The organism is Nocardia fodinahabitans (assembly GCF_052983615.1).
Genome location: NZ_JBRJJC010000001.1, coordinates 7,570,453 through 7,596,188 on the forward strand (window position 1 = coordinate 7,570,453; position 25,736 = coordinate 7,596,188).

The 25,736-nt window shown below is 66.1% G+C and carries 21 protein-coding genes and 1 pseudogene; all 22 read left to right on the forward strand.

The features are described from left to right. Nucleotides 1–475: 475 nt before the first annotated feature. The gene (locus NV348_RS35765) at nt 476–982 is read left to right on the forward strand and encodes a hypothetical protein (protein ID WP_447150864.1); all 507 of its coding nucleotides are present in this window, start codon (nt 476–478) and stop codon (nt 980–982) included. Nucleotides 983–1,154: 172 nt separating this feature from the next. Further along, nucleotides 1,155–1,454: a hypothetical protein gene (locus NV348_RS35770; RefSeq protein ID WP_447150865.1), complete on the forward strand. Its 300-nt coding sequence runs from the start codon at nt 1,155–1,157 to the stop codon at nt 1,452–1,454. Next, nucleotides 1,435–3,711, forward strand: a complete 2,277-nt coding sequence (locus NV348_RS35775) for an ATP-binding protein (RefSeq protein ID WP_447150866.1) — start codon at nt 1,435–1,437, stop codon at nt 3,709–3,711. The genes NV348_RS35770 and NV348_RS35775 overlap by 20 nt, the downstream gene beginning before the upstream one ends. Nucleotides 3,712–3,785: 74 nt before the next feature. Next, nucleotides 3,786–4,433, forward strand: a complete 648-nt coding sequence (locus NV348_RS35780; protein ID WP_447150867.1) for a LuxR C-terminal-related transcriptional regulator — start codon at nt 3,786–3,788, stop codon at nt 4,431–4,433. 429 nt (nt 4,434–4,862) lie between these two features. Next, the gene (locus NV348_RS35785) at nt 4,863–6,023 is read left to right on the forward strand and encodes a hypothetical protein (RefSeq protein ID WP_447150868.1); all 1,161 of its coding nucleotides are present in this window, start codon (nt 4,863–4,865) and stop codon (nt 6,021–6,023) included. Between the two features lie 330 nt (nt 6,024–6,353). Beyond that, complete coding sequence (locus NV348_RS35790; RefSeq protein ID WP_447150869.1) at nt 6,354–7,109, forward strand: hypothetical protein; 756 nt, start codon at nt 6,354–6,356, stop codon at nt 7,107–7,109. Then, nucleotides 7,049–8,181, forward strand: a protein-coding gene (locus tag NV348_RS35795; protein ID WP_447145096.1) for an IS3 family transposase whose coding sequence is annotated in 2 segments (ribosomal slippage) — nt 7,049–7,310 and nt 7,310–8,181 — 1,134 coding nt in all. Because the reading frame shifts where the segments join, the coding sequence is not laid out codon by codon here. The genes NV348_RS35790 and NV348_RS35795 overlap by 61 nt, the downstream gene beginning before the upstream one ends. A gap of 189 nt (nt 8,182–8,370) precedes the next feature. Beyond that, on the forward strand, nt 8,371–8,529 hold the full coding sequence (locus NV348_RS35800) for a hypothetical protein (protein WP_447150870.1): 159 nt from the start codon (nt 8,371–8,373) through the stop codon (nt 8,527–8,529). 133 nt (nt 8,530–8,662) lie between these two features. After that, complete coding sequence (locus NV348_RS35805) at nt 8,663–9,604, forward strand: hypothetical protein (protein ID WP_447150871.1); 942 nt, start codon at nt 8,663–8,665, stop codon at nt 9,602–9,604. A 124-nt stretch (nt 9,605–9,728) separates the two neighbouring features. Further along, nucleotides 9,729–11,063, forward strand: a complete 1,335-nt coding sequence (locus NV348_RS35810; RefSeq protein ID WP_447150872.1) for a DUF3560 domain-containing protein — start codon at nt 9,729–9,731, stop codon at nt 11,061–11,063. Between the two features lie 223 nt (nt 11,064–11,286). Then, a complete protein-coding gene (locus tag NV348_RS35815) occupies nt 11,287–12,108 on the forward strand; it encodes a class I SAM-dependent methyltransferase (protein ID WP_447150873.1) in 822 nt (273 codons plus the stop codon). A 45-nt stretch (nt 12,109–12,153) separates the two neighbouring features. Then, a complete protein-coding gene (locus NV348_RS35820; RefSeq protein WP_447150874.1) occupies nt 12,154–12,735 on the forward strand; it encodes a hypothetical protein in 582 nt (193 codons plus the stop codon). 173 nt (nt 12,736–12,908) lie between these two features. Further along, on the forward strand, nt 12,909–13,139 hold the full coding sequence (locus tag NV348_RS35825) for a hypothetical protein (protein WP_447150875.1): 231 nt from the start codon (nt 12,909–12,911) through the stop codon (nt 13,137–13,139). Between the two features lie 132 nt (nt 13,140–13,271). Beyond that, the gene (locus NV348_RS35830) at nt 13,272–13,583 is read left to right on the forward strand and encodes a hypothetical protein (RefSeq protein ID WP_447150876.1); all 312 of its coding nucleotides are present in this window, start codon (nt 13,272–13,274) and stop codon (nt 13,581–13,583) included. Between the two features lie 560 nt (nt 13,584–14,143). Next, nucleotides 14,144–15,289, forward strand: a complete 1,146-nt coding sequence (locus tag NV348_RS35835; protein ID WP_447150877.1) for a DUF4192 domain-containing protein — start codon at nt 14,144–14,146, stop codon at nt 15,287–15,289. 227 nt (nt 15,290–15,516) lie between these two features. Next, nucleotides 15,517–16,089 carry a single-stranded DNA-binding protein gene (locus tag NV348_RS35840; protein WP_447150878.1) on the forward strand — a complete coding sequence of 191 codons (573 nt, stop codon included), beginning with the start codon at nt 15,517–15,519 and terminating at the stop codon, nt 16,087–16,089. Between the two features lie 372 nt (nt 16,090–16,461). Next, a complete protein-coding gene (locus NV348_RS35845; protein ID WP_447150879.1) occupies nt 16,462–18,861 on the forward strand; it encodes a hypothetical protein in 2,400 nt (799 codons plus the stop codon). Nucleotides 18,862–19,114: 253 nt separating this feature from the next. Continuing rightward, the gene (locus NV348_RS35850) at nt 19,115–19,456 is read left to right on the forward strand and encodes a hypothetical protein (RefSeq protein WP_447150880.1); all 342 of its coding nucleotides are present in this window, start codon (nt 19,115–19,117) and stop codon (nt 19,454–19,456) included. 216 nt (nt 19,457–19,672) lie between these two features. Then, the gene (locus NV348_RS35855; RefSeq protein WP_447150881.1) at nt 19,673–20,329 is read left to right on the forward strand and encodes a hypothetical protein; all 657 of its coding nucleotides are present in this window, start codon (nt 19,673–19,675) and stop codon (nt 20,327–20,329) included. Nucleotides 20,330–20,817: 488 nt separating this feature from the next. After that, nucleotides 20,818–22,983 (forward strand): annotated as a pseudogene (gene mobF / locus NV348_RS35860) (MobF family relaxase); the annotation flags it as partial. 124 nt (nt 22,984–23,107) lie between these two features. Then, nucleotides 23,108–24,019 carry a hypothetical protein gene (locus NV348_RS35865; protein ID WP_447150882.1) on the forward strand — a complete coding sequence of 304 codons (912 nt, stop codon included), beginning with the start codon at nt 23,108–23,110 and terminating at the stop codon, nt 24,017–24,019. A gap of 41 nt (nt 24,020–24,060) precedes the next feature. Then, a complete protein-coding gene (locus NV348_RS35870) occupies nt 24,061–25,407 on the forward strand; it encodes a hypothetical protein (RefSeq protein WP_447150883.1) in 1,347 nt (448 codons plus the stop codon). Nucleotides 25,408–25,736 lie beyond the last annotated feature (329 nt).

The window sequence follows — 25,736 nt, forward strand, 5'->3', positions numbered from 1 at the left end:
CCCAGTGCGGGTCGCCGAAGCGCGCCGGTCGCCCGACAAACCACGTCGCCGACGAAACGTCAGATCAAGAACAGCCTGTCTCACAGATCAGCGTCAACACAGCTGTCGTCGTTTCGCTCGTCCACGGTCTGGTGTACGGAGTGCCGGCCTTCCAGGTCGGTCGCCATGCCCGCCACGAGAACCGGAGATCGGCGACGAGGCAACACTCGCGATCGCCGGACCAGCCCTTCTCCTGCGTCCACCCGCCGCGAAGTGACCTCGTGACTCAGGCGTCGTGTTCTACGGCCGGTACCGGCCTCTGCTTGATCAGCGAGGGTAGTCCGAGCGATCTCGATCGGCACTGCGATCGACCCTCGACATCGGTGTCCTCTGTTCGACCGATACCTCCTTTTCCGTTCGCGCCATACGGTTTTCGAGTGAGTTTGCATGACCTTGCCTGATGAAGAGAACGCGGAAACCAGCGGAGGAAAAGACTGTGCGCACGACCTTGAATTCGAAGTCCATGTTGGCGACGGCCGGCCTCGCGGCGCTGGCTATGTCGATCGGTGCATCTCCCGGTGTGTCACAAGCAGATACCGGCAGCGGTGATGCTGGCAGCTCGTTGATTGACACCGGCAGTGGCATTCTCGATGGCGGCAGCGGCGTCCTGGGCGAGCTGCTCGGCACCGGTTCGGCGGCGACGCAGCAATGCAACAACTCGACCAAGTCCGGCGGCGAGGGCATCACCACCACGATTCATCAGCTCGGTACCGGAGGACCGACCAGCTTCGTTCTGGCCTATGAGACCTACGACGTACCGGATCGTATACAGGTCTTCTACCAAGGGGCTCAGATACACGACACCGGCTACGTGGGCGATCAGATCAACCAGGGAACCGGCTCGGCAGTAATCGCGGTCCCGGCCGGTGCGGCGACTTCGGTCACCGTCCGGATCACCGGCCCCAGCGGCACCAAATGGGACTACACCGTTCGCTGCCCCTGAGTTGTCGCCTGACGGAGCGCATATTCGGTTCAAATCCTGGTGGCAACTCGACCACGGGCCTGGACTGCTGCCCGAGGCCTATCCGGTTCGGATGCCCTGCCACGCGGGTGCCATCGCTGTCGCCTTGTGCCACAGAATCACAGGCAAAGCAAGTCTGATGGGAATGGTTGTCATGGCCACTGCTTCGAGCGTGTTCCTGATCGGTCTCGTCGCTTATGCGGTGGTGTGCGGAGTGCTCGCTGCTGTCATCGCGGCGTCGAAGGGTAACAGCGGCGTGGGCTTCCTTGCGCTCGGCGTAGTGTCCGGTGTGATCGGGATCGTCGTGGCCCTGATCATGCCCGGCCGGGTGCGAACCCCACGTGGGTGGGGAAAGGTTCGTTGCCCACGGTGCGGGGCCGAACAGAACATCGAGCCCGGCCGATCCGAGTTCGCCTGCTGGCAATGTCAGTTCGATGCCCCGCTGCAGTGGTAGCAGCATCGACACGTCGCTGGGTGGTGTCTGCGTTTCGCGCGCGTTCCCTGCCTGGAGGCGAATAATGGGGCGGGTGAATTCGGAGGCGGCGTCGACGCGGCCGGTGCTGGATGCGCGGATCGATCGGATCGCGGCGTCGACGCTGAATGTGGTCGAAGCGGCTGTCGCTGTGGTGTATCTGGTTGGTGGTGGAGTCGGCGTCGCGTCGATAGTCATCCATGCCGGGCTGTTGGTATGGGCTCTGTGGCGGTTGACCCGGCGATGGAATCCGGTGTGGGAGTTGATCGTGGCGGGTGCGTACTTGTTGTGCACGCCGCTGGTGGTGGACGGCCCGGCGTTCACAACGGCGGCCAGCCCGATGCTCGCGGTCGCCGGGACGGCTGTGGTGACGGTGGCTATGTCACGCCCGATCCGTATGTCGTTGCCCGCCACGGTGATCGTGGTTGCGACTTGGGCATCAGGTGCGGTCCAGGTACCCGGGGTCGATCAGCCATGGACCATTTTCAGCCTCGATTTCCTGGTGGTCGAGTGGGCCGTGGCCGCGGTGTTGCGTTGGCTCGTCCTGCGTTCGGCGCAGATCACCGACGACGCATTCGAGCAGTACACGACCGCCAGAATCGACGCTGAAGTCAGCGCAGCGCGCCGTCGTGACGAGCGCGAGACGTGGGCGACACTGCACGACACCGCCGCGTCGACGTTGGCGATGGTCGGGCAAGGCATCGTGGTCGACGACGACCGGTTACGTGCCCAAGCTCGTCGCGATCTGGCGGCAGTACGACGCGGCGCGCGAGCGCTGAACACCGACGACTTCGCCCGCCGGATCGGTGAGCACGCGAACTGGACCAACACCCCGGTCCAGTTCCGCGGCCGCGCTGCGGGACCGGACGATCCGCTCACCAGCCAGGCAGTGGTGGCCGCAGTGGGTGAGGCACTGTCGAATGCCGACCGACATGCCGACGCGAGCCTGCTGACGGTCGAATACGGGAACCGGCGAGTGCGCGTCATCGACGACGGAGTCGGTTTCGATCCCAGCGATGCCGCGCTCTCCCCGGGCCGGTTCGGCGTCCGGAACTCGATCCGGGGTCGCCTCGCCGACGTCGGGGCCACGGCCGAGATCGCCTCGTCGCCGGGCACAGGAACCGCGGTCGAGATCCGATGGGATGCCAACCCGGAACCCAGCAGCCTGCACCGCGACGCGGACGAGGCACTGCGGCTGCTGCGCGGCTACGGGTACGGGCTGGTGGTGATCGCCGTCGTCGTCACCGCCCTACAGGGCCTCAACGCCCTGGACGCGGCGCACCCAACCGCGCAAGCCGGCATTCTGGTCGCTGCCGTACTGACCGCGTTCGTCGCGGTAGCAGAAGTTCGCCATCGCCTTCCCGCTGCCGTGTGGTGGACTACGGCCACGATCGTGGTGGCACTCGCGCCGCTGCAAACGGTGCTGCTGACCCCGCAACAGGTCACCAGCAGCGCCAACTGGGCGGTGGCCGCGCTCGGCTGGCAACTCGCCGCCCTGTCGGTCCGGCGCGGGAGCCGAGTCGGGCTGGCGCTGCTCGGTGTGTTGTGGTCTGTCGGAACAGCCGCAGCGGTTGCTGTCGCGACAACCACGGTTCTCTCGACACTGCTGTACACCGTGATCAGCGTGACGGTCTTGCAAGGCGTCGCGCTCGGATTCAGCGACTTCCTACGTTGGGCCGTGCGGCGGACACGACAAGCAGGCACCGATCTGGCTGATCTGCAGATTCAGTCCACACTCACCGCCACGCTGCACCAGGACCGCCGCGAGCGTTACCAACGCATGTCCAGCCAACTCGTTCCCGTCCTGCAACAGCTGGCCGACGACCCCAGCTCAGCGTCGAGACCGACAGTCCGAGCCGCATGCTCACTCGAGACAACCCGGCTGCGACGACTGTTCGCCGAGGACCCACCCGCGGCGGCAGCCTTGCTCGACGAACTGAACCCCTCTATCGAGGCTGCCGAAGCACGCGGAGTCGCAGTGAGCACCCATTCGATCGGCAGGACTGTCGATCTCGATCCCCAACAGCACACCGAAGCCCTGACCGTCGCGATAATCTTGCTCGCAGGCACCCGAACCCGCGCCAAGATCGTCATCACCGGCACGCCCGACCAACGAGCCGATCTCAGCATCACCTGCGACTGCGACGACACCTGCACCCAGGCCGTCGCCGCGAGCGCACCACAGGCCACGCTGATCAGCTCCGACGGTCTGGTCTGGGCTACAGTGCCGCTGCCCTGAACCCGACCGGAATCGGGGCGCAGACAGTGTCCCGGACAACAGAGGTGAAGGTGCACCACCCCAGCGACACAGGCATGCCTGTAGCGGTGGTCGACGACCACTCCGTCGTTCACGCTGGCATCGCCGGCTGGTGCGCCGCCGCGGACCCACCGATCCACGTCATCGCCCGCTACCCCAGCCCCGGCGAGATACTGGCCGACCCCGACGCGAACCCGGACACCATCACCGCAGTCGTGTTGGATCTGCAGTTCGCCGAATCCAGCCCCGATCTGAGCTCCACAGCAGCACTGTGCGAGAGAGGGTTCCGGATCGTGGTCTTCTCCCAGCACACCCGCAGCGACCTCGTTCTCGACTGCCTGGACCTCGGCGTGGTCACCTACCTGTCCAAGCTGGAAGGCGAAACCCACCTCGTCGCCGCACTCCACGCCGCAGGCTCCAACCGGCCCTACCTCAGCCCGACGATGGCCCAAGCGATGAGCCAAGACACCCGCCCGAGCAGACCCACCCTGTCACCGCGTGAACGTGAAGTCCTGCTCGCCTGGTTCCAAACCGAATCCAAAGCACTGGTCGGAAAACGACTGTTCATCACCACCGGAACCGTGAACACCCACCTCGAACGGATCCGCGCAAAGTACGCCCAAGTCGGACGCCCCGCATCCACCAAAGCCGCACTCGTCGCCCGAGCGATCCAGGACGGACTCGTCGACCCCGACCAGTTGTAGCGGCCCGAACCGGCCTGTCTGCCGATCGCCATACAGACAGACCAACCGTGAGAGCGGGACACTACTGCCCCACAGGTTCTGCGCTGGCCCTGCCCCATCTACCCGACTACCCCATGCCGTCGAGCATCGACGCTGACCGCAGCATCCTCTGACGCGCTGACACTACCTCGACCGCTGCCAGCCCTGAGCGCCCGACTTCCCAGAAGTCGGCACACATCACCAGGACGGACTATGCCGCACAACACGATTCGTGTTCTCCTGCTCGCTGGCGCCGTCGGTATCGCCGCCGGATGCACCTCGCCCCAGCCGGCAACAACGGCGACAACCCCGACGCCGCAGGCCCCATCGGCAACCACGAGCGCCGCACCGGCAGGCCCGACCGTCTTCACGAATCCGAAGTGGGCGGAGGTGATGATGCGCCGCGGAGTCGTGGCCACACACTGCGACCGCCCTTTCAGCAACCACACCCCCAAAGAGAGCCCGGCCATCGTCAGGCTCGCCGACAACATCACCGCAGCCCACGAATTCCCGGTACCGACCGTTGCCGGGACGAAAGACGCACTCATGGCCGATGGCTGCGCGACTTCTGGCTCCGGCGACGACTTCCGCCTCACCTACGCCGTCGTCTCGTTCACACCATCATCGGGACTGGAACCCGAATCCCGCGAGGTTTCACTGGTTTCCTACCGGCTGAATCAGACAACCCCGGTCAGGAAGGCCACCGTGTGGAAAGGACGCGAACAGCCACAGAACGTGACCCTGCGCGGATCGGACTCGGGCGTCGCGGTCTCGTTCAACATCCGAGACAACGATGATTCTCAGCAGGTCAGAGGGTACTCCGGGGTCGACCTCAAGCAGTTGTGGACCATATCCGGAAGTGAGGTGCTGGCCTCGACCCGCAGCAGCTACGCCGTGCGGGCGCCAGGCGAATGCGGTGTCTGCCCACGGCGCCTGAGCGTGGTGTCCGCGGCCACCGGAACCGTCAAGTACGAGGCACCACCGGCAGGCGATATGGTCGGCCCCTCGCTTGACACCGTGACCGACCACGGATACGGATTCGGATACCCGGACGGTATGGCATGGTTCGACGAGTCCACAGCACAACCCGCCGATCCCGCCACCGGCGCCCTTCGGCATGCTCGCGCGCTGCTGCCCGACCCCACGACGAACCTGATCGCGGTGAAGTACATGATCGGGTCACAACCGATGTACAAGGTGCTCGATCGGACAACGTGGGCAGACGTCTTTGTCATCGACACCGACCGAACCTCAGGGATGGATATCGATTCGGTCGCGCTCTACGACGGGCACCTCTACATCCAGAATTCCTCTGACGACCCGGTTGTCAGGATCTCCGACAACACCGTCGTGGCCCGAGGATGGCAGGACATCCCGGTCGGACGCGTCGCGACCACAACCGTGCTCGCCCACGCACCCAGCGCACTCGGCTCGAGCAACTGTGTCAAGGACACTCTCGTCCGCGAGACAAGAAACCATCCCGGCGTTCCCAACGTCTACGGCTACGCCACATGCCAGGAGTACACAGCGGTCCCCGACGTCAACGGAAAGTTCCCCGGCCCTCGCTTCTGACCGGCCGCCGCGACATCCACGCCTGACCGGACCCGCGTCATCAGGAACGGGGCGCCGACTCGTTGGCGGCGTGCACTTACCCTGTCGGCCTTCGACGCCGAAAACAACCCTGCTCTTGCCGGGCTACTTCGGCCCTGACTTGATCCGACAATCGGCCTGGTCACGCACCGGTAGCTGCACAGCTACCCCGATCTTCCCGTGTCTCCGCAGCGATCCACCGCGATAGGCTGGACCGCACGCCCTCGACGACAAGCGTTGGCCTCTGCTGCCACAGGCTGTCAGTTGAATATCGGACAGACACGGCACACCGCGAAGGCGAACACTTTCGGTATGTCTATCCGAGTTGTAGCCATGTGCTGTGTCGTACCCCTGATCATTGCCGCGCTCGTGTCATGCTCCGGAACAGACTTCGTGCGTGACGGACTAGGAATCGTCACCGAGCTCGGCTGCGTCGACGCAAACGGCCCGAACTCGACACCCGACGAACTCGCCGACGCCATGATGTCAGCGACATTCACCGATCCGACAACAGGGGAACGAACCAGTGTCGAACAGCAAGCGCGAGAAACGGTCAACGCGTTCGAATCCCTGACCGGCCCCTTGGCAACGATCGATACCTCGCCGGCGGGCATCCGCGCCAAGTTTATCGACAACCTGTACTCCGCAGTGCCGGAGGGTGGTGACGCCCGCTTCGCCGAAGCGGTATGCGAATATGACGCCTCGGTGTTCGCTCGGCTCGGTCCGCTGTGGGACGACCGCGAGCAGCTCACCCACACACCACATCTGCTGCGTGCCAGCGGCCGCATGGTCTGCGGTGGGATCGACGACCAAACCGCCGAGGCATACCTTGAAGAGATAGACGAACAAGCCACCGCGGCCCAAGCTGACCCGCGAGCGTTTGTCGACGGCGAAATCAAGAAGATCGAGGCGGTGCTGGATGGTTGTGACTGGATCCCTTTGAGCAGGTCCAGTGGTTGTGAGAGTTCTGATGCACCAGAATGGGTGCAGGAGGACGAGAACACACCATGGCACGACGACACACCCCCGAGCAGGTCATCCGGAAGCTCCGCGAAGGCGAGAAGCTGATCGGGCAGGGCTTCTCGATCGAAGAGGTCTGTAAACACCTCGAGATCTCCGACGCCTCCTGGCACCGCTGGCAAGCCCAATACGGCGGCATGAAGTCCGACGACGCGAAACGGCTCAAAGAGCTCGAACGCGAGAACGCGCGGCTGAAGAAGATGGTCGCCGAGCAAGCCCTCGATATCGACATGCTCAAGGAAGTGAACCGGGGAAACTTCTGAGCCCGGACCGACGCCGCAGAGCCGTCGTGTTTCTGCAACAACGGTTTCGGGTGTCACAGCGACGCGCGTGCGCGGTCGTGGGGCAACCCCGATCAGTGCAACGCCGACCACCCACGATCACTGAGCTCGACCGGGCTTTACGGGCGCGGTTACGCGAGATCTCGGCCAAGCACCCGCGGTGGGGATGGCGCAAAGCCCACGCACTTTGCCGCGGCGAGGGCATGGTCACCAACCACAAACGGACCCAACGGCTTTGGCGCGAGGAAGGTCTGAAACGACCATTCCGGGTCCGGAAGAAACGGCGGATCGGGGCAGGCCGCAATCAACGGTTGCGGGCAACCGCACCTGATCAGATGTGGGCGTTGGATTTCCAGGTTGATGTCACCGTCGACGGGCGCCAGGTCCGGTTCCTCAACATCGTCGATGAGTTCACGCGGGAAGCGTTGGCTACCAGAGCATTTCGGTCGTGCACGTCGGATCAGTTGGTCGGGGTGCTCGATGAGATCATCGCGGACACAGGTAGGCGGCCAGTCCATATCCGGATGGACAACGGCACGGAGATGACCGCGCACGCGATGCGGGATTGGTGCCGGTTCACCGGTGTCGACGCGTCGTTCATCGATCCGGGATCGCCGTGGCAGAACGGGATCTGCGAGTCGTTCAACGGGCGTTTCCGCGACGAGTTCTTGTCGTGCGAGGTGTTTCATTCGTTGACCGAGGTCCGTGTTCTTGCCGAGGACTGGCGGATCGAGTACAACAGTTACCGACCCCACGGGTCGTTGGGCTTTCTCAGCCCGGAAGCGTTCCGTGAGCAGTGGTCACCGACCGAGTTTCAGCAGCAGCTACAACTCGCATAGCCGGTGGACCCACCGACGGGGCCCAGTCACCGGCCGCAGCGCTCTCCTGGATCGGGTTGGAATGTCCGCCCGACGAGTTCACCGTCAACCGGATAACGCTGGTGCGCCAGGCGCAAGTCCACGTGGACCACGGCGCTCGGTTCAGCGCTTGTCACTCACAGTTCGTCGCACCACACCTCGGAGGTCTCAATGCTCGCGGTATCGGAATTGATGGCCTGGGCTTCCACCCTGGATCCGGCCGGGTTTGTCGGGATCGACGAGGACGGGCTGAGTTTGGTCGAGCTCTCACCGAGCGCGACCGGCGCGTACCTGGAGGTCGGAGGATTCGACGACGAACCGGCAGCCTAGGAGCAAGGCAGCATCACCCGAGCTGCGAGTCTTTTCACCTCCGGCGGCGCCGGTCGCTCGCTTCCCGCACCGTGTGTGCTCTGCCGAGCCCACTGCGTCTTCTCGGCGCCAGCCACATGAAAGGTGACCTCACATGGCCGTCAGAACATCTCGATCGGTCTCGGAGTTCGTGCGGGAGATTCTGGACCAATCACGTATCGAAGGCAACAGACTGCTTCTTCCGAAGCGGCTGAGCTCGGCGGAGTACAAGAAGGTGAACAAGGTCGTCGAGGCGATGGGTGGAAGGTGGAGCCGCCGGGATCAAGCCCATGTATTCGCCGGCGATCCCGGCGAGGTCATCGCGGCGGCCCTCGCGAACGGCAGGACTCCTGTCACCGACCGGCAGGTGCTGGACGCCTACTTCGCGACCCCCGACCCGGTAGCCAGACGGATGGTCGCCGGCGAGGGCTCCGATATCGCTCGTCTCGAGGTCGGGGCGCATGTTCTGGAGCCTTCGGCCGGGGACGGCGCGCTCGTGCGTGCGGTCCTAGAGGCGAATCCGCACGTGCGGGTCACCGCCGTCGAGCCCGATCCCGAGCGGGCCGCCGGAATCGGTGGCGATCCGCGGGTAACTGTCGTGGTGGCGACTTTCGAGCAGTTCGCCATGACCGCGGTACCGATGTTCTCAGCGGTGGTGATGAACCCGCCCTTCGCTCTACCGGATCGACCGACGGTGTGGATGGATCACCTCTACGCCGCGTGGGACCTTCTGCTCGAGGGCGGGCAGCTGTTGGCAATCGCCCCCGGCAACTATGTCTTTCGAACCGAACGCAAATTTCGGGCCATGCGTGAATTCATCGCCGAGCACGGTGACCACGAGGAACTGCCCGCCGACGCATTCGCGACGTCGGGCACCAAGGTCAACACCGTGCTCCTGCGGGCCCGCCGTGCGCAGGGCCCGGCACGAATCCGGGGCGGACAGTCGATGTATCACCCATGCCAGGAGCTTCGGGTGAACCGTCGCGCGCCGGGGCGCCCGGCGATGGGTCGTCCTCGACCACCCCGGCGCGGCGATGGGCACCCGGCCTCGACCTGAGCGGCCACGCTGCCGTCAAATACCCGACACCTCGACGGATCCTGTCCAACCAACGATTTGCCATCGGCAGAACACACCACATCAATGCACACATGCGTACTCGAATACGGGAAGGAGGCCGGTCATGGCCGAAGTGACGATCGTCCACACCGCCGAGCACGGCACCCTGCTTGAGGGCACCGTTCGCGGCGACGGCACCTACGAAGTGATGGCGGCGGTGCGCAAGGTGGTCGGGCATTGGCGGTGGGCCCGCAGCTTGGGGTGCTGGATCGTGGTGTCCTCGCGGGATCGCCAGCCCAAGCAGTACCTCATCGACTACACCGCCAAGCAGTTGCGCGAGGCCGGCCACACCGTCGAGCTCGACATCGACCGGACCGCGCGGGCGGTCGAAGACGCCGAGGCCGCCCGCGCCCAACGTCAGAGCGACAGGGTCTCCGCGCTGGTCGACAAGGCATCACGACGCGACTCCCAAGCCGCCGCGGCAGGGACGGCACACCAGCGGGCCCACGAAGCGTTGCCGCCCTTCGGCGAGCCGATCAAGGTCGGTCACTACTCCGAACACCGGCACCGACGCGCGTTCGATCGCGCCGATAAGGCATGGGGGCGTTCGGTGTTGGCCGATCGTGCCGCCGAGCATGCACACCAGCGTGCCGAGGCGGCGAAACCCACGACCGAGCGCCGGTACTCGCCGCGGGCCGTGGCCAATCGCATCGACGTGCTCGAGGCAGATCAGCGCGGCGATCAACGCCTTCTCGACGGATACAGTCGCCGCTTCCTCGACAGCGACGGACAGGTCCACCACGTCGAGACCACCAAGGCCGCCACCGGCGAGCATCGCACGCGGGTACTCGCGCGGGTGGCTCAGCGAGACGGCGAGATCGCCTACTGGAAGCGTGTTCGCCAGTCCCAGATCGATGAGGGGCTCACACCGGGGTGGGGTCGTGAGGATTTCACGGTCGGGGACTTCGTGCGCCTCGGCGGGAAATCCTGGCGTCAGATCACCCGCGTGAACGCGAAATCGGTGTCGGTGGTCAATATTTCACGGCCCGCGGGTGATCTGCACACCATCGCGGGCAAGCTCACTGTTGCCCGTGAGATCGGCGCCGATCATCCGGTCCGCTACCACGACATCACCGCCCTGATGAGCGAGGAACAGGCTCGCGAGCGTTTCCCTGACGTCTTCGCTGAGCCCGACGCGTGCTCGCTGCCACCGCGCCCGAAACGCCGTGGCGGCAAAACGACCGTGGAGCACCATCGTTGGCACTCGAAAGTGACGCGTGGTCCTGGCGTATCGACGATGTCCACTACACCGCGATCTGGGAACATCCGCCCGGCTGGCACACCAGCCCGCCCCAGCCGGTCAGCGACCCGCCCAGCGTCCGGGTGCGCGCCGAGCGTCGCGAACCCGGACGCGTGCGTGGTGAATCTGTCGAGTTGGCGGTGCCGGAGTTCGCGGTGACCGCACCACTGTGCTGGCCCGAAGAGGTCCACAACCAGGTGCGGCGTCTCGTCGAAGCCCGTACCTGGAATCCCTCCACCTGATCGGATCAGAGCGCACTGCGCGGCTCGGTCGCGCACCCAACGGCCACCTCGACAAGCCGATCTCGCTCCCCATCCATCCTCGGCCCGACCCGGACCTCACCGCGGTCGGGCCTCCTCACATTCTCGGAGGTCGATCCGCCATGGGCAGACTCACCCGCGCTCAGGCCGCCGCGCATCGGGAAGCACTGGGCCTGGCCGGTGTCCGTCGCGATCTCACCGAGGACGAGAAGTTGTTCGTCCTCACCCACTTTCAGGAATCTACCGGGACGACCAGGCAGACCGACGGGGCGTTCTTCACTCCGGTCGGTTTGGCGCACTGCCTGTCGCTCGATGTCATCGGCGATCGGGTCATCGACCTGTGCGCGGGGATCGGAGCCCTCGCCTTCGCCTGCCGCGATCCCGGACTCGGGTCCAGTCGAGAGTCTGTGCGCGAGTTGGTTTGTGTCGAGACCAACCCCCACTTCGTCGCCATCGGCCGAAAGATCGTTCCCGAGGCGACATGGGTGTGCGCGGACATCTTCGACCTGGCCCGGGATCAGTGGGGGTTGTTCGACACCGCGATCGCGAATCCACCATTCGGACCCGCCACACCCCGCACCAACAGTGCTGGCTATCGCGGACCGCGGTTCGAATACCAGGCCATCGCGGTCGCCGCCCGCCTCGCACGGTACGGAGTGTTCCTGATCCCGCAGAACTGCGCACCGTTCCGCTACAGCGGACAGCACCAGATGCTCGAGCACGGCGGTGACGCCGAATACCGCCGGTTCGCTGCGGCGACGGGCATCGAGCTGGACCCCGGATGCAGCGTCGACACCGCCTACTACGACGCGCACTGGCATCAGCGCCCGCCCCGCACCGAGATCGTCACCACCGACTTCACCGGCACCGCGACCGAGCACCGCCGTAGCGACCGCATGGATCGGCGCACCCGAGCACTCAGCCGTCGCGCCCGTCCAAGCTGAACGCGCCACCATTCCCCGTCGACCAGGAGAGACCTGGATTCCCCCATGCCCGCAGCAGGTTTCGAACCCAGCAATCACGCCCGTGCCAACCAGTTCGCGAACGAGTTCGCGGCGGCCTATACCCTCGTCGCCGCCGACAGAGCCCCGCTGTCGGGTGAGGTCCTCCTCGATATGGGCCAACACCGCCCATTCGTCGACGCGATACCGCAGGTCCGGCCGATGGTCATCGCGCAGTTCTTCGGTCCGCGGGTCGAGGGCAATCTGCTGGGGTACCCGCGGGTGCTCGTCCGATTCCAGCCCGGCGATCACGGGCACGGTCCCGCCGCGGTGTGTCTGGGCGAGCCCGGACGCTTCCACGTCGAACTCGGATTCCCGCTCGACACCGTCGAGCCGACACGGCGTGAACTCGTCATCGACACCGTCGTCGCGATCACCGGCGAATACCTCACCGACGAGCGCGCCGCCCGCTATCGGCATCATCGCACCCACGAACGTCGAGAAAGGCTCGCCCGCGAGCTCGAGGCCGTCGGCGCCCTCCGCCAGCACACCTACCAGCGCCTGCAATACGCCCGCGGCGAAGCCGACGCTGCCTGGACACAGTTGCGAACCGTGCGAGGACTCCACTGACCCGCAGCCCCCGCGTTGGGCCTGCCCCGGATTCGCCAGCGTGAGAACGGATCACGATTCGGCCTGTTCGCCGACGATGCGCTCTGCATGGCGGAGGGGCGACATCGTCGTACACCGAGACCTGCCACATCTGTCTGTCCCTGAACCTCACCTCTGAAGGAGATGCGATTTCCATGGCCGAGATCGACCCGCCGACGACTCTCACTGTGACTGCCGCCGAGTTCGACCGCGCCGAACGTGCCGGTGGCGCCGGTTCGGCGGCCGCGCTCGGTGAGCACACCATGAGGCGCTGGCGCGGACAGTTCCCGGATTGGGACGGCCGCCACTGGAGCTACACCGACGCCGAATCCCACCCGGCCGGCGCGCGGCACCTGTGCCCGATCAACGTTACCGCCGGTCGCTGACCCCGGGCGGGCGGATCTTCGACATGAAGACCGCAACGATGCCACGACCTCGCCACGATGTCGATCACCCGGGACAACGCGCGACCGGCCACCAGTTCCCGATGACCCGCACCTCTTGTGCAAGGAGTGCAGATGCCGGAGCGTTTCCGTCCCGCCCACATGCCGCTTCGGCTGCTGGTGCGCAACGACTACGACACCGCGTGGAACGCTTACGGGCCGCACTTCGAGGACTTCCATGACTTGGTCGCCTATGTGCGCGAGTCCAAGATCTCCGGCGCCCGCAAACGGATCGTCCAAGTCCTGATCAGCGATCGACCACAACGCGGAATGCACCGCTGGCGCATCACGACGATATGGGAAGGGTTCCGCCTCCCTGCCGGGATGGGCGCCTCCTACAGCGCCGAAACCCCCGATCATCCCCGTGACTACGACCAGTTCGGCTGACTGAACCATCCGCAGTCGGGGGGCGACGACAGAATCGATGACGCCCGGCACGACCGTCGGGTCTGTGGTGGTTCAGCACTCGCAGTCGTCGTGGGCGGGTGGGCTGTAGATCTTCGCTCCACACGCGAGGCAGGTGGTCGTGCGGTGGTGACCGCCGATCCGGCGACACGGCACTGCGGACACCAGCGCGCGGCCGGGCCCGAGGCGGTGGCCGTTCGGACAGAACCGCGGCCAGGGCTCGGTCCGCGTGCCCTCGCGTAGATACGGCCGCGTCGATACACACACCACCGATTCGCACATGCGTTCGACAGTAATCGATCACTCGTCACCCCCGCCGCCTGCCAGCAGCAGTGGTGGCTGTCCGACGAACCACAGCTCGGGCAGACCTGACGCGACGTCCTCCGAGCGTCTCCAGGGCCGCCGCGATCGTTCCGGTCCGCGGTGGGCTCCGTTCTGGACGAACGACCCTCGACCAATTCGCCGGTGACCACCACAGCCGAGGCCAGCGCCCTCACTGCGCAGCCCTTCGTCATCCCTGCCTTCCCAAGGAGTGCACCTTCATGAATGCCGACGATGAACGTTCAACAGAGTCCGACCTCGGCACCGAGGCCGACGGGAGGTTGAAACTCGACGCCCCGGGTGAGTTGATCGCTTCCCTGCCCGCGATGCTCGGATTCTTTCCCACCCGGTCGGTGATCCTGGTCCTGATCCGCCGCTCCGATGGATCCGACGGGGTGCCTGCCGGTGAACGCATGGTCCGTTCGGCACTTCGGTTCGACGTCGACGCCATCACCGATCTGCCCAGCGCCGACGAGATGGTGAACCGCCTCGATGTCATCTGCGAGAACGAAGGCGCCGTCGGCGCCATGGCGGTGATCGTCGATGACCGCCCCCGGGCTGCCGAGACCGCGTGTGTGGCCGTGCGGTTGCTGCGGGAAATGACCGTCGGACTGTCCAACGCGTGGTTCGTGCGCGCGATCACCAGCGGCGCGCGGTATCACGGCCTGCTCGATGTCCACGGCACAGGGCTCGACGCGGGCGGCACGGGATTGGTGGCCGATCCCCGTGCCTCGCCGATCGCGCTGGCCCAAGTCCTCGACGGCGTTCAGATACGGAGTTCACGCGAGGAAATCGCCGCACTGCTCTACCCGGATCCCGTCCTGGCCGCCGAGGTGCAACCGCATCTCGGCCCGGCGATCACGCGCTACCGCGACAGCCTGGCCGCTGCTGTCGTGGACGACCAGGGCAACACCCACCAGCGTGCCACCGCGAAGTGGCTGTTGGCATTGATCGCTGATTTCGGTGACGCCGGTTGTGCTCCAGCAGATCTTGCCGCTGTCGTGGCCGCGCTGCGTGACCGCACCATCCGCGACGTCATGTTCGGGCTGGCCGCTACCGCGCTGGCCCCTGCCGCCCAACAGCTGTGGCACCTGATCGCACGAGCCAGCACCGGCCATGATCGAGCCGAGGCCGCGGTGCTGTGCGGCTACGACGCCTATTACCGCAGACACGGCACACACGCCGCGGTCTGCCTCGACGCAGCCTTGCAGGCGGAGCCGTCGCATCCGATGGCAGTCCTGCTCCACGTGTCCCTCACTGAAGGACTGCACCCCGACAACATCCGCAGGATCGCGCAGCTCGGGCTTCAGGTCGCGGCCGATCTCGGCATCGACCTCCGCCCGACCGAGGACGACCGAATCTGCTGATCCGCCGCCGGGCGGCATCGCTGCGATCAACAACCAACTCCGCGGGCCTGTCGGCATCGGCGCGCTCGTAGCGATCCGGTGGTGGGCCGTCCGGTCACCCCCCTGCGCGGCACGGCTCCTACGACCCGTCGACGCAGATCCGCTCGATCCCGATTCGCTTCCGCGACATCGGAACCTCCCGCACTTCGGGACCTGTGTTGCCCTCCTCATGATTGGAAAGGACTGTTATGGCAGGCGAAACGATGCTTCCCCTGATCGGGAATCTCTGCTCCGACATCGAGCTGAAGTTCACGCCCGCGGGAACGGCGGTGGCCAACTGCACCGTCGCCTCGACTCCGCGGGTCTTCGACCGCACGACCAACCAGTGGCGTGACGGACAGCCGCTGTTCATGCGGTGCAACCTGTGGCGCGAGGTCGCCGAGCACGCGGCGGAAAGCCTGAGCAAGGGCGCGAGGGTGCTGGTGGTCGGCAAGCTCAGGCAGCGCAGTTTCCAGACCAACGAGGGCGAGAAGCGCACGGTGGTCGAGCTCGACGTCGACGAGATCGGGCCCAGCCTGCGCTACGCCACAGCAAAGGTCACCCGCACCAACGGCAACGGCAACGGCAACCAGGCCACCAACGGATTCGGCCGATCCGGAACTCGCCCGGCCAGTTCCGTCGGTAGCCGCGACGCCGCCGTTGCCGACGCGTGGTCGACCGACAACTCCGCGGCGGGCGACCGTGCCGGAGACGGTCCGTGGGCCACCCCGGTGTTCGCCAGCGCCGTGGCGGGCGTGTCCGCCGACGAGCCGCCCTTCTGACCGGCGGCTTCCAGGTCCGTGCCGTCGTGCTCGTTTCCACCGGCCCCGCAGTCGGGTCGGTGGAGGTGGGTCCGGGGTGACGGTCTGGGGTGGACCCAGCCGCTCGAGGGCTACCAGGCCGTCGTGCGCCACGGCTCGGGCCCGCGCCCGGCGCAAACGAATTCCCGTGCCGTTTCCAGCCGGATCCGGCGGTCGCGTACAGGAATTCGTTTCCGCACGCCCAGGCGCGTTCCCTCCGCCGTGTCGCCCGCCGTCCTGGTCTATCGCCCTCGGCTGGGCCCACCCCAGCCCGGCACCCCTCGTTTCGCGAAAAGCGTGGCGTTCCAGCGCGCTCGGGTGCCGCCGTCATCTCGACTCTGTCAGGAGATCCCCGTGACCATTCTCGCCGCACCCGCCACCGACCACGGCACGAGCGCCGTGGCCTCCGAAGCCGACTGGTACGCCATCCCCGATTCCAGCTCGCCCGCACCCGTCCCGGACCCCGAGGTGCCCGTGCCGAGCACGCGAGCGTTCCTCACCGCGATCGGCCACATCGCGATCATGTTCGACCTCGATCGGCGCGCAGCCAAGCGGGCATTCCGTGACGTGCTGGATCTGGCGACCGACGCCGACTGGGACCTGCTCGACTACCTCGTCGACGTGTTCACCCTGCATCCCTACCAGGCCGCGCTGCGTCGGCTGCGTGCCCGCTGGATCGAGGGCGATGAACTCGAACGAGAACGGTTGGTCGAGCTGGTGCCCGACACCGACCCGGGACTGCACTGCCACGACGATCAGGTCCTGGACAAGATCGCCCAAGCCCGCGCCGCCGCGTATGGCACGAGCGTCGACGAGGAGATCGCCAAGCTGCACGTCCAGCTCGAGGTCGCCGAGATGCCACGACAGCCCATGCGGTACTGGCGCAGCGCCACGTCGCGGCTGCACCTGACACCGTCGCGAGACACCGACGCGTCTCGGCTCTCACCCGAGCAGATCCGTGCTCGCCTGGCCACTCGCGGCAAGCGCCGCCGCGCCGAGGTCGAACCCGACCACGTCACCGACTACGTCGCCGAGTCGTTGTTCGTCGACACCGACTTCCAACGACAGGACCGATTGCGCCGCAAGCTGGCAGCCCTGGTCGCCCGCGGGGTGAGCGTGATCGGCGAAGAGCACGCCCCGCGTGGATGGGTGCCGCGCTATCCCGGGGAGCCCGCACCCAAGCCGGCCGAGCTGACCGAGGCGATCTGGGATCACCAGTACGGCCAGTTCGTCGCCCACCAGCACACACTCGATCGCGCCCTCGCCGGGGCGCCGGTGAAATCGCTGGAGAACAGCATGGTCTGGGCGCAGCGCCGCACCGGGCTGGCCTCACGCACCGATCGACGCGACACCGGCGAGTACTACGGCAGCAGCATCGACGACGTGGCCGAGGCGATGATCCCGGTCCACGGCTGGCGGTGCGTGTCGTGCTTTGTCGAACGCCCCGCCGTCGACCAGCGTCCTCTCCACCACCACGACGGGCTGGTGCGCTCCGATGACGGCTTGTGCGATCACTGCCGGGCCGACGGCGCTCTCGGCCTGGCACCGCTGCCAGAGGGATTCGGTCTCGGTGACCTCGCCGCCGCCTACTGCGCCTACTTCGCCGAGCACTACCCGCGCGCAGCGCGGGCGTTGATCGCCGAGGTCGCGCGTCGAGCACCCGAGTGGATGACTCAGGTCCTCGACCGGTTCCTGCTCGAACATCCGGATCTGCCCGGCGCGCCATGGTGCCCGAGCGTGACGCGTCCGATCCGGTGCCCGCGCCGCGCTCACCGCGCCGCGGCCGACGAGAGCTGCCTGCCGGGATGCGGCACGGACGGTGCGAGGGCTGCACCCAGTGCACACCCATCCACGACGACGGGTTCTGCACCAAGTGCCGGGTCTGGCTCGGCCTGCACACACCCGCGGCCACGACTCCCGCCGCAGTCTGAGCCCTGTTCACGTTCAACTGATTTCCGGCTGGGCACCGAGCGATCGGTGCCCAGCCGATCCCACTTCTCCCACGGAGGTTCTCGGTGTTCCACCGTCCCCGACACACCCGCGCCCGACGTCGCCACGTCCGCCAACGCGCCCGCCGTGCGCGCGTCGTGTGGGTCACCGTGTATCTGGCCGACCTTCACACCATCGTCCACGGCTACACCCCCGCCTCGCAGCTCGTGCGTGCCGACCGGTTCGCGCTCGACATCTCCATGCGCACCGCCGACTACACGATCCTTAGCCGGATCTTCGACGCGAGTTCTCCGATCAAGTCGTTCTCGATCGGATCTTCGCCGCGCTCAACGACCACCCCGACGAGGGCGACGAGTATCTCAGCGAGCACTGGTACGGCTGCGGGAACCGGTCGTTGTCGGTCGGCGACGTGGTGGCGCTGGGCACCCGTCATTACGCCTGCGCGCCTGTGGGCTGGCATCACGTGCCCCCGCCGCGGCGCACCCATCTACCCACCGCTTCCACCCCGGCTCCCTCCGACGCAGGCGGTTCCCGATGAGCATCGTGTCGCCCACGACCTACGCCCTCTACGCCGCCGATCGTCTCCTCGCCGATGCCCTGACCGCCGACGACGCACTCGACATGCTCGACACCACCCGCGCCGAACACCTCGACCGCGACAACTCCTACGCCCTCGACAACATGGTCGGCTCCACACTCGGCCGCGCCGACGGCTCACGTGTCGAACTCGTCATCGCACCGCACGACCCCTCCGAGACCGCCGGCTACAGCGTCCTGCTGCGACGGCGTCTGCAACGACGCTAGCCCACTGCGGCATTCACGCTGCGGCCCGAGCGATTCTGGTCGGACGCCCGCGAAGCGATCGTGTCCTGGACCGACGGTCCCACGATCGACATCGACCACTTCCTGGCCGCCCCGACCTGTCATGTGGGCACCGCGCGTTTCGCGGTGCCCAGCCGATCACCTCCCTTCCACCTCGAAGAGTTCCGCTGTGTACCACCGCGCCCGGTACCTGCGTGCCCGCCGCCGACGCCTCGCCCAGCTCCGAGGTCGGCCTGTGCCGCCGGTTATGGTCACGGTGTACCTGTCCACTGATCCGCACTCGTTGATCCACGGCTACCGCCCCGGTGGGATCTTCCTGCTGGCAGACCGATTCCTGCTCGATCACGCCGTGCGCGCAACCGCCGACGACGATCCCGCCATCCTCGAGCGAGTTTTCGCCGCCCTCAACGATCACCCCGGTCCCGGCGACCTCCACCACACCCGCCGCTGGTATCGACGGCGCCTGCGGTCGTTGTCGGTCGGGGATGTCTTTGCCCTCGGCACCGACCATGCCCGCGGTATCCGTCACTACGCGTGCGCTGCGGTCGGCTGGCTCCACCTCCCGCAGCCGGGTTGATCCACGAAAACCGAACGGAGTCCGCCGTGAACAACATCCGCCTTCGATCTGATTCGGCGAGTAGGCCAGCACTTCGCCACGGCGGGGCGTCGCGTGCCCCGGCACCATGTCTCGGTCCCACCTGACCGATCCGCGCATGGCACCATGATCCGCGCATAACGTATCGGTTGGTTGCCGGGCCTGCCCCGGCGGTCGCGAGGAAGACGAAACGCTCTGATGGTCCGCTCGGCGCACGAAATGCGCATGTACCTGATCGACCAAGTCAACGACATGCTGCGGCGACTGGGCATGTTCGGCGGTGAGGCGGCCCTGTGGACACTGTTCGACCACCTCTTCTATCTCGAGGACCAAGGCCACAGCGTAGAAGAGGTCTACGAGTCGTGGCGTGATCGGAACGCTTTCGCCCCGACCGGCGTCCAGGGTGCCCTCGCACGACTGCTACCGGACAACCTGAAGTCCGCGTTGCCGTCGATGTATGCCGAAGCTGCCCGTGATCACGGCTGGCTCAGGCTGGATCGAACGTTGACACCAGACGAGTACGCCCAGTTGCGCGGCTCGATCGAACCGTTCGCCGAGCAGGACCACTCCTGGAGCGATGTCGTCGACGCCTTCGGTGAACCCAGTGTGCTGTTCGGCGGAACCAACCCCCTGTATGAGAAGACGCTGGCCTACGCAACCGCGGACAAGTCCGATCCGATGGTCATCTTCCATCTGTGGAACGGTGTCGATGCGGACACGCAACCGACCTGGCCGCCGATGCACATCGACGCGATCCTGCTCGCGATCCGCTGCGGCTCCGGCCCGTTCGCAGACTCCTTCGTCTTCACCCCCGAAGGAACCCGCCGCCGACCTGCCGGGGACGGGATCGACTGAACCCACCGGAGCTCTCGGCTCCACCCGGCACGAGGGCGCCTACCCGCTGGCTCAGATCGCTTGCCCCAGTCGGGCTCACCTGTGCCCGCAATACTGGTCCTGAACTTCGCCGACCGTCCCCGGAATACGACACCGAAGCCGCCGTGGCCGGCGCGCGCACGGCATCGAGTGATCGCGGCAGCCACGAGCATCCAGGCTCCCACCGCTCCAGCCGCGACAGCCGCCCCCCTGCATCACCGTCCTCCCGCCCACTGCACCGCCTCACCACACCATCCACCGCCTCCACCAGCCTGCCATCGCATCCCCTTCTTCACCCCGTCTCACTCTCACTTCCAGCCCCTTCCCCCCTTTAAAACAAGCAGACGTCTGGCATTCAGGAATTGCAATTCGATAACTTCCGCGTCGAGAGTTGTCGAAAGTTGTGCAGCGTAGTCCAATTCGAAAATTCACCCCTTGCGCAGCGCGAATTATCGCCGCTTCATGGAGGCATGGTCGCAACCATTCACAGAGTCTCTGCAGGAAACGGATACCAGTACTATTTACGCAACATCGCCGCCAACGACACCACAGCGCGTGGGCGCTCCTCGCTGGCCGACTACTACTCAGCCCACGGCGAAGCACCCGGACGCTGGCAAGGCACCGGCCTCGCCGCGCTCGACATCCAACCGGGCGAGGAAGTAACAGAGTCGCAGATGAAGTCACTGTTCGGACTGGGCATCCACCCGAACGCCGAACAGATCGAAGACCGGGTCTACGCGCACCAGATCACCCTCGGTGCCAACGACCGCGAAGCCACCCGAGCCGCGGAGAAAGCATCAAAATTGGGCAACGAGTTCGCGGTCTATGAAGCCCACTCCCAGTACAGGAAACAATGCTCCGACGCCTTCCGCGCACACAATTCCGAGCAGAACCTCCCACCCACCACCGCAATCGGAGACGACGAACGCGCACGAATCCGCACACAAGTCGCGACAGAAATGTTCCGCAACGAGTACGACCGCCCACCATTGAATGCCCGGGAATTGTCGGGATGGGTCGCGAAGAACTCGCGCCCGAAACACGCGGCCGTCGCCGGTTTCGACATCACCTTCAGCCCCGTCAAGAGCGTCTCCGTCCTGTGGGCGCTCGCCTCTCCCGAGGTTTCGCAGCGGATCGAGGCCGCGCATCGGCGCGCGATCGAAGATGCGTTGAACTGGTTGGAGAACAACGCGATCTTCACTCGCCTGGGCCGCAACGGGATCCGGCAGGTCGACGTCGACGGCATCGTCGCCGCGGGATTCACCCATCGCGACAGCCGCGCAGGCGATCCCGACCTGCACACCCACGTCCTGATCGCCAACCGCGTCCGCACCCTCGACGGCAAATGGCGCACCATCGACTCCAAAACCCTGCACGAAGCCGTCGTCACCGCCTCGGAAATCTATGACTCCCGAGTCGAGCACCACCTCGAAGCTGACCTCGATTTGCAGTTCGAAGCCCGACCCGGGCGCACGCCTGAACAGGTCCAGATCCGTGAAATTGTCGGTGTCCCACTGGAGTTGATCGATTCGTGGTCGCAGCGGGGTGCGGCGATCGTCGCGCGCCTCGACCAGCTCACCGCAGCATTCCAGACAACGTTCGGGCGTGAACCATCCCCGAAAGAGGTCTATGACCTGTCCGATCGCGCGACGTTGGAAACCCGCCCGACCAAACATCTCGTGGCCTCACTCGCTGAGCAGCGCGACATCTGGGCCGCCCAGGCCAGGCAATTGTTCGACGGGCGCGACACCATCGAAAACATCGTGACCCGCGCGATGTCAGCGCCGCCGACACCGCGACCGAGTCCCGATGCCGCGTTCATCACCGCGGCCGCCGAGCGCGCCCTGGCCGGAGTCTCGGCGCGGCGTTCGACATGGCGGGTGTTCAACCTGCGTGCCGAGGTCGAACGCCAACTTCGCGGCCGAATCGCCCCAGCCGACTGGCACTGGATCCCGGAAAGGGTTGTCGCCGAAGCGCTGTCACCACCGTCAGCAGTTGCACGCGGTGACCCTGACCTCACCGGACAACCGGTGCTGCGAGCAGCGCCGACGTGGTTGGGTCGCAACGACTCCACCGCTATCCATGTCCGTGCGAACTCCCAGATCTACACCACCGAATCCACCCTGGATGCCGAAGCAGCGTTGATCGAGCTGTCGGTCGAACCTGGCGCCCGCGTTCTCGACGCGGAACTGGTGGCCAAGTCGGTCTCCGACTACAACACCGCAAACCCCGATCGCCCGCTCAACGCCTACCAGATCGGTGTCATCTCCTCCTTCGCCACCTCAGGGCTGTGTGTCCATACCGCCAACGCCCCGGCCGGAACCGGCAAAACCACCGCGATGCAAGTCCTCACCACCGCATGGCATTCCGGTGGCGGAACCGTGCTCGGGATGGCCCCCACCGCAGCCGCGGCCGCGGTGCTCGGAGAGTCGATCGGCACCCGGGCAGAGACCGTCGACAAACTCCTCGACGTCATCAACCGCCACACCCCCACCCCGAACAGCCCCTCCATCGCCGGTGATCATCCACCCGCGTTGCCCCAATGGGTCCTCGATATCGACTCCCGAACCCTGGTGATCGTCGACGAACACGTCAAACTAGGCAACACCAAACGGCTATGCCTGCTGCAATTTCTGGCTGGACGCGGGGCTACGGTGCGCTGCATCGGCGACGACAAACAACTCCCCTCGATCGAAGGCCTACGGCGCCGACGCCGACATGAACGCCGCCTCCCCCGAACAAACCCTCACCCTGTCCCATGTGGTCCGGTTCGCCTCGACCGCCGAGGCGACCGCCTCGATCGGGTTGCGCGAGGGCGACCCCGCTGCGCTGGCCTGGTACCTGGACAACAACCGCATCCATGCCGGGCACACCGGGTCGGTCTACGACGACACCTACCAAGCTTGGGCCGCCGATGATCTCGCGGGCCGCGACGCGGTCATGCTGGCGCCTACGCACGAGGTAGTGACGGCACTAAACGCCCGTGCACGCGCTGACCGACTCGCTCGAACCGGCGCCGAACCCGGACCAGAAGTCGTTCTCACCGACGGACTCCTCGCCTCGATCGGTGACACCGTGCGCACGCGACGCAATAACCCGAAGCTGCGTTTCGGTAAACACGACTGGGTTCGCAACGGCTACTCCTGGACAGTGACCAACGTCCACAACGACGGCTCACTCACCGTTTCGCACCGCCACCGTGGCGCCGACAGCGACGAAACGGTGCGGCTGCCGGTCGAGTATGTGCGCCAACATGTGCGCCTCGGGTACGCCGCAACGATTGATTCCGCGCAGGGAATCACCGCCGACACATGCCACGTCGCGCTGTCCGGACGCGAATCACGCCAACAGTTCTACGTCGCGATGACCCGCGGAATCCACGCCAACCACACCTACATCGTCACCGCGCTCGACGGTGCCGAAGGCGCGATCTACACCCAACCCGCCACCTACCCACGCACCGCCATCGAGATCCTGCACCGCGTGATGGCCCGCGACGGAGCACAAAAGTCCGCACACACCGAACTGCGCGATGCCTCGAGCCGACACTGCGGATCGGGCGCGCGGTCGATATCTACCTCGACACTCTCGGCCTGGCCGCCGAACACGCACTCGGTCCTGACCGACTCGAAGCCCTCGACCATGCCGCCGACTCCGTTCACCCGAACCTGACCGACAGTCCTGCGTACCCCGTACTGCGCCAACACCTCGCCTTGATTGCGCTCACCGGTGCCGATCCAATCGCCACGCTTCGCGCTGCGGCTGGCACACGGGAACTCGACACCGCCGACGATCCAGCGGCGGTGCTGGACTGGCGCCTGGATCCCACCGGTGCTCACTCCGCGGGCACGGGGCCCCTTCCCTGGACACCTGGACTCCCCAGCGGTGTCATCGCTCAGGCTCTCGCCGAGCCAGTTCTGGCCCGCGAACAGATCGTGGTCGCTCTCGCCACACAGATCCGCGACACCACACACCAGTGGACACCGAGCACCGCACCACCATGGGCGCGACCGCTGCTGGGTACCGACCCCGCCTTGCTCGGCGAGCTCGCAGTGTGGAGGGCAGGTTTACATGTCGCTGACACTGATGCTCGTCCGACCGGCCCCGCTCGCTACACCGACGTCGAACGGATCCACCAACAGCACCTCGAACAACAGATCATCGACGCCCACGGGGATCCGTCACTCCCGCGCAACCGGTGGGCCGAAGTCGTCGACAACATCGATCCCCGCATCACCACCGACTCCTACTGGCCGATCGTGGCCGACAAGATCGACCTCGCCGACCGCGCCGGACTCGACATCACCACCCTGCTCACCGACGCCTCCACCCACCACCCGCTGCCCGATGAGATGCCCGCGGCGGCACTGTGGGCGCGCCTGCAACTCGAACCGTCTGCGCTCGACACCACCGGCGCCGATCCGCTCCGGCCACAGTGGCTGCCCGACCTCGAAGCCATCCTCGGCACAGTTCTTGCTGACCAAGTCACCACCGAAGCGGCGTGGCCACGCGTCGTCGCCGCGGTCGAACGCGCCACCAACAGCTGGGCACCCCACGACCTCCTCAGCACCGCCCACGAACTCCTGCAAGGAGCCCAACCCGACGACGCTGCCCCGCTGCGCCCTGACCAGCTCACCGAGCGCTGGCCTGGCGCATCGACGTCCTCCACCACCAGGCCCCCGACAGCGCAACCAGCCGCCTCGGCTCCAACTCCGACCGCACCTGAACCGCCAACACCAACCGCCAACGACGAGCCGCCGACCGCCGTTGTCGCGGCAGAACCGAGCACGCCAGCCACGAACGATGCCCTCATCGCAGACATCGACGGTCGCCACGGTGGAGGCGACCTCGCTACCGGGGTCGAATACATCGCACGTCTGTTCGCGACAGGACGAGTCTCTGACGCCGTCTCCGCATTCCGAACATTCAGAAGCGAGCTCTCCGACGACGAACACGCGGTGCTCACCGCTGTCTCGGAAACCTCTATCAGAACAGCTTCCCCGTCGCGCGAGCTCGACTTCGCTGGGCTGCCCAACGATTCCCGCTACACCGAGCGTTGATCCACGCGTGCACACCCTCGACCGATCCACACCTTCCGCCGCGACACCGAACAGGATCGTGGCCGCTCCCATCCCGTCTACGACCATCGTGAACACGTCGACCCGGCAGTTACACCGGCGGTATTCGACCCGATCCAGGCAGCGGGCAACGATGCCTTCGACACCTATAGCGATGATGCCGAACCTTTCGACAGCCGGGATCTGACGCCGACAGACCGTCCCCGAACAGCCGCAGGTGGTTTCCGATCGACTACGACCTTGCCGCCATGCCCGCCATCGTCGGCCTACCGTGTGTCGACTGCAGCATCGAACGCCCCCGCAACGCCAGT

Coding starts and splice junctions, on each gene's coding strand:
- NV348_RS35770 (WP_447150865.1), top strand. CDS start 1,155: ATGGCCACTGCTTCGAGCGTGTTCCTGATCGGTCTCGTCGCTTATGCG.
- NV348_RS35775 (WP_447150866.1), top strand. CDS start 1,435: ATGCCCCGCTGCAGTGGTAGCAGCATCGACACGTCGCTGGGTGGTGTC.
- NV348_RS35780 (WP_447150867.1), top strand. CDS start 3,786: ATGCCTGTAGCGGTGGTCGACGACCACTCCGTCGTTCACGCTGGCATC.
- NV348_RS35790 (WP_447150869.1), top strand. CDS start 6,354: ATGTCTATCCGAGTTGTAGCCATGTGCTGTGTCGTACCCCTGATCATT.
- NV348_RS35800 (WP_447150870.1), top strand. CDS start 8,371: ATGCTCGCGGTATCGGAATTGATGGCCTGGGCTTCCACCCTGGATCCG.
- NV348_RS35805 (WP_447150871.1), top strand. CDS start 8,663: ATGGCCGTCAGAACATCTCGATCGGTCTCGGAGTTCGTGCGGGAGATT.
- NV348_RS35810 (WP_447150872.1), top strand. CDS start 9,729: ATGGCCGAAGTGACGATCGTCCACACCGCCGAGCACGGCACCCTGCTT.
- NV348_RS35815 (WP_447150873.1), top strand. CDS start 11,287: ATGGGCAGACTCACCCGCGCTCAGGCCGCCGCGCATCGGGAAGCACTG.
- NV348_RS35820 (WP_447150874.1), top strand. CDS start 12,154: ATGCCCGCAGCAGGTTTCGAACCCAGCAATCACGCCCGTGCCAACCAG.
- NV348_RS35825 (WP_447150875.1), top strand. CDS start 12,909: ATGGCCGAGATCGACCCGCCGACGACTCTCACTGTGACTGCCGCCGAG.
- NV348_RS35830 (WP_447150876.1), top strand. CDS start 13,272: ATGCCGGAGCGTTTCCGTCCCGCCCACATGCCGCTTCGGCTGCTGGTG.
- NV348_RS35835 (WP_447150877.1), top strand. CDS start 14,144: ATGAATGCCGACGATGAACGTTCAACAGAGTCCGACCTCGGCACCGAG.
- NV348_RS35840 (WP_447150878.1), top strand. CDS start 15,517: ATGGCAGGCGAAACGATGCTTCCCCTGATCGGGAATCTCTGCTCCGAC.
- NV348_RS35855 (WP_447150881.1), top strand. CDS start 19,673: ATGGTCCGCTCGGCGCACGAAATGCGCATGTACCTGATCGACCAAGTC.